Annotated in this window: 12 protein-coding genes; 7 read left to right on the plus strand and 5 right to left on the minus strand. The window is 71.6% G+C overall.

What is annotated here, in order from left to right:
* The first annotated feature begins 15 nt into the window (after positions 1-15).
* Together rffA and Mco01_RS23440 are read left to right on the plus strand one after the other, a co-directional pair.
* Positions 16-1,173 (plus strand): dTDP-4-amino-4,6-dideoxygalactose transaminase, encoded by a 1,158-nt coding sequence (gene rffA / locus Mco01_RS23435; protein WP_204059059.1) that lies wholly within the window; start codon positions 16-18, stop codon positions 1,171-1,173.
* Entirely contained in the window at positions 1,170-1,928 is a 759-nt protein-coding gene (locus Mco01_RS23440) for a GNAT family N-acetyltransferase (protein ID WP_204059060.1), read from the plus strand. The genes rffA and Mco01_RS23440 overlap by 4 nt, the downstream gene beginning before the upstream one ends.
* Here the strand turns inward: Mco01_RS23440 and Mco01_RS23445 are convergent.
* Positions 1,894-2,877 carry a glycosyltransferase family 2 protein gene (locus Mco01_RS23445; RefSeq protein WP_204059061.1) on the minus strand — a complete coding sequence of 328 codons (984 nt, stop codon included), beginning with the start codon at positions 2,875-2,877 and terminating at the stop codon, positions 1,894-1,896. The two genes, Mco01_RS23440 and Mco01_RS23445, sit on opposite strands and share 35 nt — an antisense overlap.
* A 78-nt stretch (positions 2,878-2,955) precedes the next feature.
* Between Mco01_RS23445 and Mco01_RS23450 the strand changes: the two genes are divergently transcribed.
* The 4 genes from Mco01_RS23450 (at position 2,956) to Mco01_RS23465 (ending at position 6,927) form a co-directional block, all read left to right on the plus strand.
* Positions 2,956-3,411 carry a GtrA family protein gene (locus Mco01_RS23450; RefSeq protein ID WP_204059062.1) on the plus strand — a complete coding sequence of 152 codons (456 nt, stop codon included), beginning with the start codon at positions 2,956-2,958 and terminating at the stop codon, positions 3,409-3,411.
* 164 nt (positions 3,412-3,575) lie between these two features.
* Positions 3,576-4,643 (plus strand): glucose-1-phosphate thymidylyltransferase, encoded by a 1,068-nt coding sequence (locus Mco01_RS23455; protein ID WP_204059063.1) that lies wholly within the window; start codon positions 3,576-3,578, stop codon positions 4,641-4,643.
* Positions 4,640-5,617 (plus strand): dTDP-glucose 4,6-dehydratase, encoded by a 978-nt coding sequence (rfbB, locus tag Mco01_RS23460; RefSeq protein WP_204059064.1) that lies wholly within the window; start codon positions 4,640-4,642, stop codon positions 5,615-5,617. Before Mco01_RS23455 ends, rfbB begins: the two co-directional genes overlap by 4 nt.
* A 50-nt stretch (positions 5,618-5,667) precedes the next feature.
* The gene (locus Mco01_RS23465; RefSeq protein WP_204059065.1) at positions 5,668-6,927 is read left to right on the plus strand and encodes a nucleotide sugar dehydrogenase; all 1,260 of its coding nucleotides are present in this window, start codon (positions 5,668-5,670) and stop codon (positions 6,925-6,927) included.
* A 26-nt stretch (positions 6,928-6,953) separates the two neighbouring features.
* Here the strand turns inward: Mco01_RS23465 and Mco01_RS23470 are convergent, their stop codons facing one another.
* The 4 genes from Mco01_RS23470 to def all read right to left on the minus strand — a co-directional run bounded on the left by Mco01_RS23470 (position 6,954) and on the right by def (position 13,578).
* The gene (locus Mco01_RS23470; protein ID WP_204059066.1) at positions 6,954-10,505 is read right to left on the minus strand and encodes a lipopolysaccharide biosynthesis protein; all 3,552 of its coding nucleotides are present in this window, start codon (positions 10,503-10,505) and stop codon (positions 6,954-6,956) included.
* Positions 10,506-10,805: 300 nt separating this feature from the next.
* Positions 10,806-11,561 (minus strand): glycosyltransferase family 2 protein, encoded by a 756-nt coding sequence (locus tag Mco01_RS23475; RefSeq protein ID WP_239103862.1) that lies wholly within the window; start codon positions 11,559-11,561, stop codon positions 10,806-10,808.
* Between the two features lie 517 nt (positions 11,562-12,078).
* A complete protein-coding gene (locus Mco01_RS23480) occupies positions 12,079-12,885 on the minus strand; it encodes a peptidoglycan recognition protein family protein (RefSeq protein ID WP_204059126.1) in 807 nt (268 codons plus the stop codon).
* Positions 12,886-13,101: 216 nt separating this feature from the next.
* Complete coding sequence (gene def / locus Mco01_RS23485) at positions 13,102-13,578, minus strand: peptide deformylase (protein ID WP_204059067.1); 477 nt, start codon at positions 13,576-13,578, stop codon at positions 13,102-13,104.
* A 222-nt stretch (positions 13,579-13,800) separates the two neighbouring features.
* On the opposite strand from def, the gene Mco01_RS23490 reads away from it, so the two are divergent.
* Positions 13,801-15,162: an MFS transporter gene (locus tag Mco01_RS23490; RefSeq protein WP_204059068.1), complete on the plus strand. Its 1,362-nt coding sequence runs from the start codon at positions 13,801-13,803 to the stop codon at positions 15,160-15,162.
* Positions 15,163-15,379: the final 217 nt, after the last annotated feature.

Here is a 15,379-nt window from a genome sequence, read left to right on the forward strand (position 1 = left end):
TGTTCACTACCGGAGGTGAGCACAACCAGCCTGACCGCGGTTCCCTTCAACCGGACCCACGTCTGCGACAACGAGGTCGGCTACCTCACGGAGGCCGTGCGCCAGGGGTCGACCTGCGGGGACGGGCCGTTCACCGGGAGGGCCCGCGCACTCCTGTGCGACATCACCGGTGCCGGCCACGCCCTGCTGACCACCTCCTGCACGCACGCGCTGGAGATGACGGCGATCCTGCTGGACCTGCGGCCCGGCGACGAGGTCATCATGCCGTCGTTCACCTTCGTGTCCACCGCCAACGCCTACGCGCTGCGCGGGGCGGTGCCGGTCTTCGTCGACTGCCGCCCCGACACCCTCAACATCGACGAACGCCGGATCGAGGCCGCCGTCACCGGCCGGACGCGCGCGGTGGTGGTCGTCCACTACGGCGGAGTCGCCTGCGCGATGGAGGCGGTCCACGCGGTCGCGGAGCGGCACGGCCTGGCCGTGATCGAGGACAACGCGCACGGCCTGGGCGGGTTCTACCGGGACAGACCCCTGGGGTCGTTCGGGCTGATGGCGGCGCAGAGCTTCCATGCGACGAAGAACGTGCAGTGCGGGGAGGGCGGGGCCCTGCTCCTGAACGACGCCCGTCTCGCCGCCCGCGCCGAGATCATCCGAGAGAAGGGCACCGACCGCGGCCGGTTCTTCCGCGGCCAGGTCGACAAGTACCAGTGGGTGGACATCGGCTCCAGCTACCTGCCGTCCGACGTCCTCGCCGCCATGCTGACGGCGCAACTGGAGTCGTTCGACCGCATCCAGGCCCTGCGCCACCGCGTATGGCGGGCCTACCACGAGGGGCTGTCCGAGTGGGCGGCCGAGAACGGCGTCGTCCAGCCCGTGGTGCCGGACGGCTGCCGGCACCCGGCACACCTCTACTACCTGCTGCTGCCCGGCTTGGGCGACCGCCAGGCGTTCATCGCCCACCTCGCCGCGGCGGGCGTCCAGGCGGCGTTCCACTACCAGCCGCTGCACAACGCCCCCGCAGGGCTGCGGTACGGGCGCACCGCTCCGGGCGGCTGCCCGGTCACCGAGGACGTCGCGGACCGGCTCGTACGGCTGCCGCTGTTCGCCGGGCTGGACGACACGGACGTCACGCGGGTGATCGAGGCCGTGCGCGGCTACCGGACGGCTCGATGAACCGGCACGACGTCGTCGAGTCGGAGGCGGTGCGGACCGGCCCGTCGCCCCTGGAGTCCGCGAGGTTCGGCCGCTCCATCGAGCGCCTCACCGTCCCCGCCGGATCCGGGGCGCCGTTCCCCGAGGTGCGTGAGGCGGTCGCGCGGTCGGAGGCGGACGTCGTCATCCTGCGCTACCCGGCCGAGCACGTGGGATGGTTCGCCGGGCTGACCGCGCTCGGGCGCACGGCGGTGCTGGCCGACACGCTCGTGTACTGGCGGTTGCGCGCGGGGGAGGGCAGAGCGCCCGAGCCCGTCCCCCACCTGGCCGCGGGCGGCCCCCTCGGGGCCGACGAGGTGCGCGCCTTCGTCAGGGAGACCTTCGCCGCATACGGCAACCACTACGCGGCCAATCCGCTCCTCGATCCGGCCGCCGCGTCCGAGGGGTACGTGGAGTGGGCGCTGATGTCGGCGGCCCGGGACGCGTGCGTGGTGGTGCGGGGCGCGGCCGGCGTGCAGGCGCTCGCCACAGTGGAGGAGGACGGGGCGCGCACGGAGATCCTGCTCGCCGGTGTGGCGCCCGCGGCGCAGGGACGCGGCGTCTACGCGCATCTCCTCAGGGAGGTCGAGGACCGGGCCGTCTCACGCGGGGCGGCCGAGATCGTGATCTCCACCCAGGGGCACAACACGCGGGTGCAGCGGGCCTGGGCGCGATACGGATTCGAGCCGGTGCACACCCTCGTCACCGTTCATCTGATCCGGAACCCGCCGTGGTGACGACGGCGTCGCCCGGCGGCCGGAAGCCCTGACCCGCGCGTTCCCGCACCACATAGGTGGGGCGGCCCATCCCGCCTCCGTGGATTCGCCCGATGTACTCCCCGAGCACCCCGATCGACATCAGCTGGGCCGACGAGAAGAGGGCGACCATGGAGGCCAGCGTGGTGAACCCCGCGACGGTGATGCCTCCGGTGAGGAAGCGCCACAGCACGACCCCGGCGAGCAGCAGTCCGAGGACCCCGGCGAGAAACCCCAGGAGGCTGGCCGCTCTGAGAGGGGCGGAGCTGTAGCCGACCAGCATGTTCACCGTGTGCCGGACCAGCAGGCGAGGGGTGTAGTTGGACCTGCCGTCGCCGCGCCGCCTCATGTGCACCCGGACGGACCCGACGCGTGTGGTGGCCCACGAGAGCGCCACGTCGACGGAGGCGTGCGGACCGCGCAGCCCGTCGAACCCGTCCCGGAGCCGGGTGCGGAACGCGCGGAACGCGCTGATCTCCCGCGCGGCGCCGATGCCGAGCGCGGCCGCCATCCCCGCCTTGACCGACCGGGACGCGAGACTGCGCAGACAGCCGTGCTCCTCCTGGTGCGGCACGCCGTACACGAGATCGAGCCGCTCGCCCTCCAGAGTGGACAGCAGGAGGGGGATCTGCTCCGGCGGGTGCTGCAGGTCGTCGTCCATCGTCACGACCACGTCGCCCCGGGCGTCCCTGATGCCGGCGACGAGGGCGTTGTGCTGGCCGTAGTTGCGGGACAGGTGGATGGCCCGCACGCCGTCCACGTCACGCGCGAGGCGGGACGCGGCCGCCCACGTGTCGTCCGGGCTCCCGTCGACGACGAGGATCACCTCATGGTCGGGGGAGACCTCGCGCAGCACCGGCATGAGCCCGGCCACCAGCCGCGGAAGCGTCCGCGCGGAGCGATAGCAGGGAATTACCACCGACACCGACATCGATTCCCCCGGTTCATTCTCGCCGCCGATTACACTCCCCTTGATCGGCGTCGACGGCAGATCCGGAGTGACCGCGTTATGCTCGAATCGAAAACCCGGGGACCCCACACAGTCCGTGGCGCGTGGGCCGCCATCCCGGCTCTTCTCGGCCAGCGCATCACATATCTGCTGGCCGGTGCCATGACGGCGGGGGTGTATTACGCTCTTCTTGTCGTGGGATTGCTGGTCACAAAGAATGCGGTGCCCTATCTTTTCCTCGTCGTGGCCGGGCACCTCCTCACCGTCCTGATCGTCTATCCGCTGTACCGCCTGGTCGTCTTCCAGGCGCACGGGATCGGCTGGGTCCGCGGCTACCTGCGCTTCTATGCCGTCGGGCTGACGTTCCTCGGTGCGTCAGCCGTCGGCCTGCCGATCCTCGTGCAGATCGCGGGCGTCCCGCTCCTGGCGGCGCAGGCGCTGATAATCCTGCTCAACCCGCCGCTCAGCTATGCGGTGAACCGGGCCTGGACCTTCCGGGAGCCGGGGAACGCCTGATTCCGGCAACCTCTGGGACGCCGTACGGCAAAACGAAGAAGCCACTGCGCGTGTATTTGACGATCCCAGCTATTTTCGGAATCGAACGGCCGCCGCGGCCGATGCTTCATCGGTGGACCCATGCGCGTTCCGCCGGTGACAATCCTGGAAGGACTCCAACAGGGGTGAAGGCGCTCGTTCTGGCGGGGGGTAAGGGCACGAGACTGCGCCCGCTTACCCATACCTCGGCCAAACAACTCGTCCCCGTCGCGAACAAGCCCGTGCTCTTCTACGGCCTCGAGGCGATCAGGGACGCCGGCATCACCAGCGTGGGGATCGTCGTCGGCGACACGGGGCGCGAGGTCCGCGAGGCGGTCGGCGACGGCTCCGCGTTCGGCATCGATGTCACCTACATCGAGCAGGAGGCGCCGCTCGGGCTGGCGCACTGCGTACTCATCGCGAGGGAGTTCCTCGCGGACGACCCGTTCGTGATGTACCTGGGCGACAACTTCCTCGTCGACGGCATCTCCGGCCTGGTCGACGCCTTCCGCGGCACGGACTGCGACGCCCGCATCCTGCTCACCCGGGTGAGCGAGCCGCGGTTCTACGGCGTGGCGGAACTCGGCCCGGACGGGGAGATCGTCGCGCTGGAGGAGAAGCCGGAGCATCCCCGCAGTGATCTGGCCATCGTCGGGGTCTACACGTTCTCTCCGGCGATCCACGAGGCCGTACGCGCCATCACGCCGTCCTCCCGGGGCGAGCTCGAGATCACCGACGCCATCACGTGGCTGATCGACACCGGCCGCCGGGTCCAGTCGCACTTCGTCACCGGTTACTGGCGGGACACCGGCCGGCTCCAGGACATGCTCGAATGCAACCGCATCGTGCTGGAGGCGATCGAGACCGACCTCGGGGGGACGGTGGACGGACTGTCGGACGTGACCGGCCGCGTCGTCGTCGCCCCCGGCGCGGTCGTGGAGGGCTCGGTGATCCGCGGGCCGGTGGTGATCGGCGCCGACGCCAAGATCAGCCGGACGTACATCGGCCCGTACACCTCGATCGGGGAGCGCTGCGTGCTGGAGGACACCGAGGTGGACTACAGCATCGTGCTCGGCGACTCCGCGATCAGGGGGGTCAGCGGCCTGACCCACTCCCTCATCGGACGCAACGTCGAGGTGACGCGGGCCACGGGGGTGCCCAACACCCACCAGCTCATGGTCGGCGACCACAGCAGGGTGCAGGTGCGGGCATGAGGATCCTCGTCGCCGGCGGCGCCGGGTTCATCGGCTCCCACTACGTCCGCTCCCTGCTGTCGGGCGCCTACCCCGGGTACGAGGGCGCCCGGGTCACCGTGCTGGACAAGCTCACCTACGCGGGCAACCCGGCCAACCTGGCCCCGGTCTCGGCCGACACCGCCCTCACCTTCGTACGGGGAGACGTCAACGATCGCGGTCTGCTCCGGGATCTGGTCCCCGGGCACGACCTCGTGGTGAACTTCGCCGCGGAGACGCACGTCGACCGGTCCATCGGCCGCGCCGGCGACTTCGTGACGGCCAACGTGCAGGGCGCCCAGCGGCTGCTCCAGGCCGCCCTGGAGGCCGGCGTCCGCACCTTTCTCCAGGTCTCCACCGACGAGGTCTACGGGTCGATCGAGGAGGGGGCGTGGACGGAGTCGGAGCCGCCGCTGCCGAACTCGCCCTACTCGGCGGCCAAGGCCGGCGCCGACCTGCTCTGCCGGGCCTACCACCGCACGTACGGGCTCGACGTCCGGGTGACCCGGTGCTCGAACAACTACGGCCCCTACCAGTACCCCGAGAAGGTCATACCGCTGTTCGTCACCAACCTGATCGACGGACGGCCTCTGCCCCTCTACGGGGACGGCCGCAACACGCGCGAGTGGCTGCACGTCGACGACCACTGCCGGGGAATCCAGCTCGTCCTGGACAAGGGCGCGCCGGGCGAGATCTACAACATCGGCGGCGGCGCCGAGCTGACCAACCTCGAACTCACGCGGCGGATCCTCGCGGCCTTCGGCGCGGGGTGGGAGATGGTCACGCAGGTGCCCGACCGGCCCGGTCACGACCGGCGCTACGCGCTGGACACCGGCAAAATCCGCGCGATCGGCTACGAGCCCCGGCTGGACTTCGAGGAGGGGCTCGCCGACGTGGTGCGGTGGTACCGCGACCACCAGGACTGGTGGCGGCCCCTGCTGGGCGGCCGAGGGTGAGGGGCGCGCGCCAATCTGTTCAGGACGAAGGCAACATGAGGGACGGTCTTATGAGCGAGAAGCTGGTCGTCGTCGGCCAGGGGTACGTCGGCCTGCCACTGGCCGTCCGGGCTGTGCAGGCCGGGTTCCGGGTCGTCGGCGTCGACGTCGACGAGTGGCGGGTCAAGCGCCTCAACGCCGGCGAGTCGTACGTCGAGGACGTCACCGACGAGGCGCTGGCCGCGGCCCACCGGACGGGCCGGTACCTGGCCAGCGCGGACGTCGCCGACGCCGCCGGCTTCGACGTCTGTGTGATCACCGTGCCCACGCCGCTGCGCGAGGGCGTCCCCGACCTCAGCCACATCGGGTCGGCCGGACGGTCCATCGCTCCCTTCCTGCGGCCGGGCGCGACCGTGGTCCTCGAGTCGACCACCTATCCGGGGACCACGGAGGAGTATCTGCGGCCGATACTCGAGGAGGGCTCGGGGCTCAGCGCCCCCGGGGACTTCTTCCTCGGGTACAGCCCCGAGCGGATCGACCCCGGAAACCCGCGATGGCGCCTGGAGAACACGCCGAAGGTCGTCTCCGGTGTGGACGAGGCATCCCTGGCCCGGGTGCGCGCCTTCTACGAAGCCGTCGTCGAGCAGGTCGTCCCGGTGTCCGCGCCACAGGTGGCCGAGCTGTGCAAGCTCCTCGAGAACACGTTCCGGCACGTCAACATCGCGCTGGTGAACGAGCTGTCGGTCTTCGCGAGGCAGCTCGGCATCGACGTCTGGGAGGCCATCGACGCGGCGTCGACCAAGCCGTTCGGCTACATGCGCTTCACCCCGGGCCCGGGCGTCGGAGGCCACTGCCTGCCGATCGACCCGTCTTACCTGTCCTGGAAGGTCAAGCGCACGCTGGGGCACAACTTCCGGTTCGTGGAGCTCGCCAACGACGTGAACGACCACATGCCGGCCCACGTCGTCGGCCGGCTGACCCTGGCGCTGAACGATCGGCGCAGGGCCGTGAACGGCAGCCGTGTGCTCCTGCTGGGCCTGTCGTACAAGAAGAACGCCGGAGACTGCCGCGAGTCCCCGGCGCTGGACGTGGCCCGGCGCCTGCGCAGGCTGGGGGCGGACGTCCGGGCGGCGGATCCGCACGTCGACCTCGCCCTCGTCCCGGAGGGCGTGGCGCTGGCCGAACCGTCGCGGGCGGAGCTGGCCGCGGCCGACGCCGTCGTGATCCTCACCGACCACGACAGCTTCGACTACGGGCTCGTCCAGCGCGAGAGCGCCTTCGTCTTCGACACGCGCAACCGCTGCCGCGGCCCCAACGTCGAACGGCTGTGATCGCAGGGCCGCCGCCTGTCCCGGTCTCAGATGCCCAGCGTGACGAACCGCTCGACGACGACGGCGATCGTGACCAGGCCCATGAGCACCACCAGCCGGACCAGGCGGCGGCGCAGCCGGACGCCGCCCGAGCCGGTGATGGCGAGCAGCTCGACGGTGACGAGCGCGGCCAGCCCGATCCCGAACGCGGCGAGCCCGACGGGCGTCCACGGGGTGTACCAGGGAGGCGTCAGCGTGAAGTCGGGCGCCGGCGGCACCGACCCCGGCGGCTGGTCGCGCAGCGCGTAGACGGCCGCGTCGTCGTTGGCGTACAACGTCACCAGCTGCGGCGAGGACGACAGGGCGGCCCGGATCCGCGGGCCCCAGTCGTCCGGGATCCCTTCGCCGAGCGGGTCGGTGACCTCGAGCATCGTGTCCTGGCTGCGGGTGGCCAGCAGGTACGACCCCGGCCCCAGCGTGCGCAGCGCGGCGGCGACGGGCGCGACGTCGGACGGGTCGGGCGGGGGCGGGGTGCTGGCCCACTCCACCCGCTCGACGTGCTTCTCCCGCCACGGCACCACGCTGTAGCCGACGTCGTCGCTGACCCCGCCGAGCTTGGCGTCGCTCGGCGACAGCAGCAGGATACGGGCGCTGGGCTTGTCGCGGGCGTAGATGTAGTCGAGCGCCGCCGCCTCGCCGGTCGTCACCCGCTCGAACTGCTCGTTGCCGTACCGGGCGACGAAGAAGCCCCCCGCGAGCGCGAGCACGGTGACGCACGCGAGCGGCAGCGCCAGCCGCGCGCGGAGCAGGTCGAGCAGGGACGGCCTGCCGACCACCTGCCGCATGCCGCGCATGCTGCCGGGGGACTCGGGGAAGAACGCGTACGCCGCGAGCAGGCAGGCGCCGGGCAGCATGAAGAAGTAGACCCGCAGGCCCATCTCGCCGCCGTAGCTCTGCATGGCCATCGCCGAGACCGGGGTGATGGTGAGCACCATCGCGACCCGGTCGATGACCTTGCGGCGCAGCCGCCGGGCCACGCCCACGCCCGCCATCACGACCAGGATCAGCGCGAAGCCCAGCCGCAGCTTCAGGACGTACGGGTGGATGGGGTCGCCGGTGGAGGCGGCGATGCGGCCGGTGGTGTTCGCGCTCAGGTTGCTGAGGAGCGACCCGATGCCGCCGAGCATGTCGTCGATGTGCCCGTACCAGTACGGCGTGGCCAGGTAGCTGACCCAGCCCACCGCGAACCCGGCGACGATCCAGGGGATCGTGCCGAGTGTGCACCGCCGGACGAGCACCAGCGCGAGCGACGCCGAGACCATCATGAACGGGGTGATCTGGTGCGCGGCGGTCGCGGCGGCGCCCAGCAGGATCAGCACGGCGTACAGGACGATCCGGGTGACCTTGTCGGCCGGGCGGGACGTGAACTCGCCGGGCTCGGCCTCGTCCAGGTGGCGCGCGATGCGGCGCAGCAGCCCGCCGGGCTCCTCGGGCTCTGGTCGCGTCTCCTGCCGCCCGAACCACGTCACGAGGACGGCCAGGAACAGCAGATACATGAAGTAGGTCGTGCCCTGCGGGGAGAAGTAGTCCTGGCCGATCCACTGCAGCGTGACGAACAGGACGGCGGCCAGCCACTTGGCCCGCCGGTCGGCCCGCATCCGGCGCAGGATCAGCAGCAGCGGCACGAGGTAGAGGAGGTTCGAGGCGACCGGGACCCAGTTGACGAACTCGCGGAAGTTCTCCATCCCCATCGCGCCGCTGACGAAGGCGAACACCGCGAAGAAGCCGGGCCAGCTGAACCGCGCGTCGAGGCCGGGCAGGGTGCCGCCGGTCCGCGCGATGTACTCGATGAACCCCACGTGCAGCCACGCCGTCGGGAAGCGTGGCTCGGTCGAGATGAGCGCGGACGCGCCGTGTAAGCAGAACGTGATGGCGAACAGCTGGACCAGCAGCAGCACCGGGCGGTAGCGCCGCTGGGCCAGCGTGGCGAAGAACGCCACGATCAGCAGCGCGAGCCCGCCGACGGCGGCGGGCGGCAGCACGGAGACGAGCCCGAGGCCGTTCATCCGGTCGGGGTTCACCCCGGTCAGGCGGCTCACCGGGCCGAGCAGGGCGACCAGGTAGATGCCGAACCCCTCGGCCGCCAGCAGGGGGAGCAGCCATCCCTTGGCCCGCTCCGGCCGGATCGCGGGGACCGCCAGGAGCCTGTGCCACGCCGTCGTCGCACGGTCGGCCATCGTCGTCACGATGACCATGATGCGGTACGGCGGGGCGCCCCCGGGATCACCCGGGACGACCAGCGCCCGCAGCAGCGGCGGGGTCACCGCGGCGGCCGTGATGAGCTGCGCGACCAGCAGGGCGACGCCCACGCCGTTGATGCCGAGGCGGGGGAGCAGCACGACCGTCCCGGCGAACGCCAGGGCGCACATCGCCCCCTGGACGTACGCCAGCTTCCTTGGGCGGCTCTTGGCCCGCAGCACGCCGAGGTACAGCTCGATGACCGCGCGCGGCAGCGTGGCCAGGGCGGTCAGCCGCAGCAGCGTCGTCGCGTGCTCCCGGTGCGCCGGGCTGAACGCGGCCATCACGTACGGCGCCAGGACCACCGCGCCGAGGACGATCGGGCAGAGGATCACGAACGTCCGGGTGAGCGCCCGGCGGCCGTTCTCGGCCAGCCTGGCCCTGTCGAACGCGCCCTCGACGGTCAGCGAGGTGGCCATCGTGATCGCGAGCGTCTCGAGGATCGCCCCGAGCATCCCGACGCTGTAGTAGTAGTTGAAGGTCGCGGCGTCGACGAACGCGCCCACGATCACCGGCAGCAGGTAGGTGATCGCCAGGACGAACGTCGACCCGAGGTAGTCGCCCGCGAGGAATCGGGAGAGCGTGCGGACCGCCGGGGGCCGCCGCCCGGCCGTCTCCCGCGCGTGCTGGGGGACCAGCCGCCCGAACACGAGCAGGTTGACCGGCAGCAGCGTGACGGCCACCGGCACGACCCACGACACCGTGATGCCGTCGCCCGGCAGCGCCTTCGCGAGCGCGACCAGCATCACGATCTTGACGATTCCGAACGATATGTTCTCGATCGGCACCCAGGTCGCCTTGCGCAGCCCGGTGAGCGCGACGTCCTGCAGCGTGAAGACGACCCACGTCAGCACCGCGCCGACGAACAGCAGGCCCGGCCCGAGGCCGGCGAGGCTGCGGTAGTTGTCGCCCCACTTGTCGAGCGTCAGCAGGAACACCACGGTGGCCATCGCCGCGGCGCCCATGGACACCAGGTAGACGCCGCCGATGAACCGCGCCGTCGCCCGGCCCGTGTCGGCGATGAACCGGGTGAGCGTCCCGACGAAGCCGAGCGACGTGACGGCCGCGAGCAGGCGCATGGCACCGATGACGGCCATCGCCCTGCCGCCGTCCGCCGTGTCGTACAGGCGGGCCGCCAGGACCCAGTAGACGAGGCCGAGCACGCCCGACGCCCCCGCGTTCACCATCAGGGCGTACGCGTTCTTGAAGAGCGGGTCGTTCAGGCCGAAGGAGAACCGGCGGCGGGCGGGTGCGCCGTCGCTGGCCGCGGCGCTCTCGGCGCGGGGGAGGGTCTCGGTCACGGCGCCGCGCCCGCCCTGTGCCCCGCCGCCCGGTGCCCCGGCCCCGCCGGGGTGGTTCGGGCCGGGTGGAGGAGGTCGAGGCGGCGTGTCCCGGCGCCGTACGGCGGCAGGGCGGGCGTCCGCCACACCGCTACCCGGCGGGGGCGCGTCTCCTGCGGACGCGCCTGCGGACGAGACACAGCCAACCCCCCTGGACGGCGACGACGGGACCTGCCCGCCTGGACGGCGGGCCTCACGCGGCCGCCGGGCGGCGCGCCCCCCTGGCGCGGCCGTCCGGACGGAGCGGGAGATCCGGCGCGGTCACGCGGCCCCCTGGTCGGCCGCCTGGGAGGGCGCCGGGGAGGGGGCGGTCGCGGCGGACCGGGCGGACACTGGGACCCTACCGCCACGCTCCCTCAGGATGGTCTTCAGGACCCGCCAGCCGTCGCGGACCGCGCGCAGGTTGCTGGAGCCGTGGATGCGGTTGCGCTCGTGGCTCGGGATCTCGTGGACGCGCAGCCCCGCCTTGGCGGCGCGGATGTTCATCAGCGTCTCCACCTCGAACCCGGCGCAGTCGGGGGTGAGCGCGTCGAGGTGCCGCGCCCAGAAGGCGTTGTAGCCGTAGCACAGGTCGGTGTAGCGGGTGCCGTACATCCGGTTGACCAGCGTGCTCAGCACGTAGTTGCCCAGGCGCCTGCTGGGCGTGATGTCGTCGCTGCCGCCGCCGTTGAGGAAGCGCGAGCCCTTCGCGTAGTCGGCCCCGGCCACCAGTGCGCCGACGAAGCGGACGATCTCACGTCCGTCGGTCGAGCCGTCGGCGTCGATCATCACGATGATGTCGCCGGTGCAGGCCGCGAACCCCTCGGCCAGCGCGTCGCCCTTGCCCGTGCCCCGCTGCCGCACCACCCGGAGGCTCGGCCGCAGCATCCGGGCCACCTCCACGGTGTCGTCGGTGGAGTTCCCGTCGACGAGCACCACCTCGTGCACCCATCGCGGCAGCGTCGCGAACACGTGGGGCAGGTTCTCGGCCTCGTTCATGGCCGGCACCACCACGCTGACGCGTGGTGAGATCGCCATCAAGGGTGAAATCCGGATATATCCATCTGCAGCGGGCTTTACGGCGAACGACCCTAAAGGGGAGAGGGGGAGAGGGCGGGTGCTCTCGGGGTTCATGGCGTGTGGATCCTCCGGGGCATTGTGCTGGCGGCGTCGTTGCACGTGGCACGGGCCCGTCGCGATAGGCGCGAGGGAATGGGACGTACCGGGGTGGCTTTCGCTGCGATCGCGGGAGCCGGACGGCGTGACCGTCCGAAAACCCGCGGAAACCCGAGATTACCGTCCCGATCTTGACTTGCGCGCGATGCCACGCGAATCGGCCGTCACCGTGATTTCGGTCCGGAACGTCATCGATGCCCCCACCCTCGCCGATAGCTGAAGAACGTCAGGCCCGCCCGTCGGCTCCGATCTCGGGGGACGAGCAGCGTAACCCGGGCGGCCGCTGATCGTTATACCTATCTGACCAAGTGCCTGAGCGGCTGTCAACGCGGACGTTCGACGCCCCCTTCGCGTGCACCGCCGTGGCCGAATCGTGACGTCAGGGCGCCAACCCGGCGGCCCGCGCCGCACGGTCGCGGGGGCCGACGGCCGGCCCGTGCTCGTATGGCCGGATCGCCTCCGGAGGCGGCGCCGGCGGCAGGGCGAGCCGCGGCGCCTCGGGCTCGGCGAGCCGGGTGGGCCTGCGGCCGAGCCTGCGGGCGACGTCGTCGCGCAGCCGGGGCAGGTAGTCGTACAGGCGGTCGCCCGGGCAGGAGGTGCGGTTGAGGTCGCGGTGGCCGACGATCGCCTGCTCCGGGTCGAGACGGTAGCAGGCGCACAGCCAGGCGAGCAGCGCGGTGAGCGAGCCCAGCTGGGCGGCCGGGGGGAGCTCCGTCATGTACGTCCCCTCGGTCTCGATTCCGAGGGTGTGGTCGTTGTGGTCGGCCGCCTGGGCCCCGACCGCGAGCCCGCCCGCGGCCAGGGCGGGCAGCGTGCGGTTGCGGCCCTCCATGATGTGGCCGCCGCGGCTGACGGTGAACTGCTCGCCGATGTCCTCCCAGCCGTTGTGGCCCATGTGGTAGCGCTGGATGGAGCGCGACAGCCGGAAGGCGGCGTCGAGGTCGCAGTCGTCGGTGTTGGCCGTGGCCGTGTGGTGGACGACGAGCCGGTCGGGGGCGTGGCCCACCACATCGGCCTTGCTCTTCGGCGGTGCGGCCCCCCACTCCGTGCGGTTGTAGACGCGGGGGCGGCGCGGCCGGCCCCGCAGCGGCACGGCGGCCGACGCCTCCGCCGCGCCGCACGCGAGGACGACGAGACCGCCCCCCGCGGACGCGGACGCGGCCGACAGGAACGCCCGGCGTGTCATCGCTGGCAAATGCGCCCTCCCCTGTGAGCGCGGGCCCTCGGGGGCGCGCGTCCGGCGGGAGGTTGCATCGATATCCCCGGCCGTCGCCGCGGATATTCATGCGGACCGGAAACCGGTCACATGTCGACCGATATGTCCGGGCCATCCCCGGTTCCCGAATACCGCGACCGCCGCACGGAATGGCGATACCGGGCACAGAGGAGATAAATGGAAACGTCAGGAAATGGACGCCAAGAAACGGAGCCGGTCCTCGTCCGGCAGATGGTCGACGAACAGGACCCCGTCGAGGTGGTCGGCCTCGTGCTGGAGGACCCTGGCCAGCATGCCGACGGCCCGCAGGGTCACCGGCCGCCCGTGCATGTCCCTGCCCCTCGCCACCACGGAGAACGCCCGCTCCCTCGGCCACCAGACCCCGGGCGCGGACAGGCAGGCCTCGTCGGCCACGACCGTGCGCCCGGAACGTTCGAGCCGGGGGTTGACGAGGTGGCCGGACCGGCCGTCCACGTCGTACGCGAGGACCCGGAGGGGGACCCCGACCTGCGGGGCGGCGAGCCCGGCGCGGCCCGGTCCGGCCCGCATGGTGGCGGTGAGCGACCTGACGAGGTCGCGGAGCGGGCGATCGAACTCGGTGACGGGCTCGGCCACGTGGCGTAACGACGGATCGGTGAACATGCGGATCGGCCGGACAGTCATGCACGCTCCCCACGGCGACGATGACACGAGAACGGAATTCCCCGTCCAGGGAGCGGGCAATCTTTGTTAAATCCATGTTGCATTCGTTATGCGTATGGATTGCCTGTTTCGCCCGTGCGAGACATGTAACTGGTGCACAGTCGCACTTCGCCGAAGTGCGTAACGCGATCCTCCTAGTTTCGGTACGGCTCCCGACAAGCAGCCGGACACGCAGGAGGAACGATGACGGTGGCACAGGTGGCGTCCGCGACCCCGGCCAAGGGCCGGTGGATCGCCGACTGGCGGCCCGACGACCCCGCCTTCTGGGCGGGCGGCGGCCGGCGCGTGGCCCGGCGGAACCTCGTCCTGTCGATAGCCGCCGAGCACCTCGGCTTCACGATGTGGACGGTCTGGAGCATCGTCGCCGTGAAGCTCGGCGCCTACCGGTTCTCCACCGACCAGCTGTTCTGGATCGTGTCGCTGCCCAACCTCGTGGGGTCGGCGCTGCGCTTCCCCTACACGTTCGCGCCCGCGCGGTTCGGCGGCCGGAACTGGACGGTCGTGAGTGCCCTGCTGCTGCTCGTGCCCGCGGTCCTCCTCGCGGTCGCGGTGAGCGACCCCGCCACGCCGTACTGGGCCTTCCTCGTCATCGCGGCGACGGCCGGGCTCGGCGGCGGCAACTTCGCCTCCAGCATGGCGAACATCACCTACTTCTATCCGCAGGACCGGCAGGGCGCGGCGCTCGGCCTGAACGCCGCCGGGGGCAACATCGGGGTCAGCTCGGTCCAGCTCGTGATGCCGCTGGTCATCGGCGGGCTGGGGCTGGCGGCGGCCGGGCTGTTCTGGGTGCCGTTCATCCTGGCCGCCGCGATCGGCGCGTACTTCCTGATGGACAACCTCACCGCGGCCAGGGCCGAGCCGAGGGAGATGGTCAAGGCGGCCGGCCGCGCCCAGACGTGGATCATGTCGGTCCTCTACATCGGGACGTTCGGCTCGTTCATCGGATACTCGACGGCCTTCCCGCTGCTCATCAAGTCGCAGTTCCCGGAGCGCGCCGGGCTGGTCTCGCTGGCCTTCCTCGGGCCGCTGGTCGGCTCGCTCATCCGGCCCGCCGGCGGCTGGCTGTCGGACCGGCTCGGCGGCGCGGCCGTGACGTTCTGGAACTTCGCCGCCATGATCGTCTCGGTGCTGCTCGTCTGGCGCGGGCTGGCCGGGCACTCCTTCGCCCTGTTCTTCGTCGCGTACATGCTGCTCATCGGCACGTCCGGGGTGGGCAACGGCTCGACGTACCGGATGATCCCGGCCATCTTCCGGGCCAAGGCCGTCGCCGGTCTGGAGGCCGGCACCCCCGAGCACGAGGAGGCCGCCCGGACCGCCCGGCGCGACTCGGCGGCGGCCATCGGCTTCATCTCTGCCATCGGCGCGTTCGGCGGCTTCTTCATCAACCGCGGCTTCGGCAGCTCCATCGCGGCGACCGGGGGCGCCGGCGCGGCCATCGCCGCCTTCGCGGCGTTCTACGCGGTGTGCTTCCCGATCACCTGGTTCTGCTACCTGCGGACGTCCGGCGCCGCGACGGCCCCCAGCCTCGCGGCGGCCCGCGTCTGAGCCCGGCCGCCTCCGCGCGGCCCGACGACGGCGGGCGCTCCCCTGAGCGCCCGCCCTTGCCGCGCGAGCGGAGGCGGCGGCAACTCCCGGCCCTCCCCGTCCACGAGTTCCCTCAGGCCGCGCACCGCGCGGCGGCGAGACGACGAGGTCTCTCACAGCCCGCGATCGCGGGTGTTAGCGCGGTTGGCGGCTTGTAGCACAGCGGTAACAGAAGGGA

This window comes from Microbispora corallina (assembly GCF_016863035.1).
GTDB classification, from domain to species: domain Bacteria; phylum Actinomycetota; class Actinomycetes; order Streptosporangiales; family Streptosporangiaceae; genus Microbispora; species Microbispora corallina.

Excerpts from the sequence above, each read along its gene's own strand:
- Mco01_RS23445 (WP_204059061.1), bottom strand. The coding sequence starts at position 2,877 with ATGTCGGTGTCGGTGGTAATTCCCTGCTATCGCTCCGCGCGGACGCTT.
- Mco01_RS23450 (WP_204059062.1), top strand. The coding sequence starts at position 2,956 with ATGCTCGAATCGAAAACCCGGGGACCCCACACAGTCCGTGGCGCGTGG.
- Mco01_RS23440 (WP_204059060.1), top strand. The coding sequence starts at position 1,170 with ATGAACCGGCACGACGTCGTCGAGTCGGAGGCGGTGCGGACCGGCCCG.
- Mco01_RS23465 (WP_204059065.1), top strand. The coding sequence starts at position 5,668 with ATGAGCGAGAAGCTGGTCGTCGTCGGCCAGGGGTACGTCGGCCTGCCA.
- def (WP_204059067.1), bottom strand. The coding sequence starts at position 13,578 with ATGACTGTCCGGCCGATCCGCATGTTCACCGATCCGTCGTTACGCCAC.
- Mco01_RS23475 (WP_239103862.1), bottom strand. The coding sequence starts at position 11,561 with ATGGCGATCTCACCACGCGTCAGCGTGGTGGTGCCGGCCATGAACGAG.
- Mco01_RS23490 (WP_204059068.1), top strand. The coding sequence starts at position 13,801 with ATGACGGTGGCACAGGTGGCGTCCGCGACCCCGGCCAAGGGCCGGTGG.
- Mco01_RS23480 (WP_204059126.1), bottom strand. The coding sequence starts at position 12,885 with ATGACACGCCGGGCGTTCCTGTCGGCCGCGTCCGCGTCCGCGGGGGGC.
- rfbB (WP_204059064.1), top strand. The coding sequence starts at position 4,640 with ATGAGGATCCTCGTCGCCGGCGGCGCCGGGTTCATCGGCTCCCACTAC.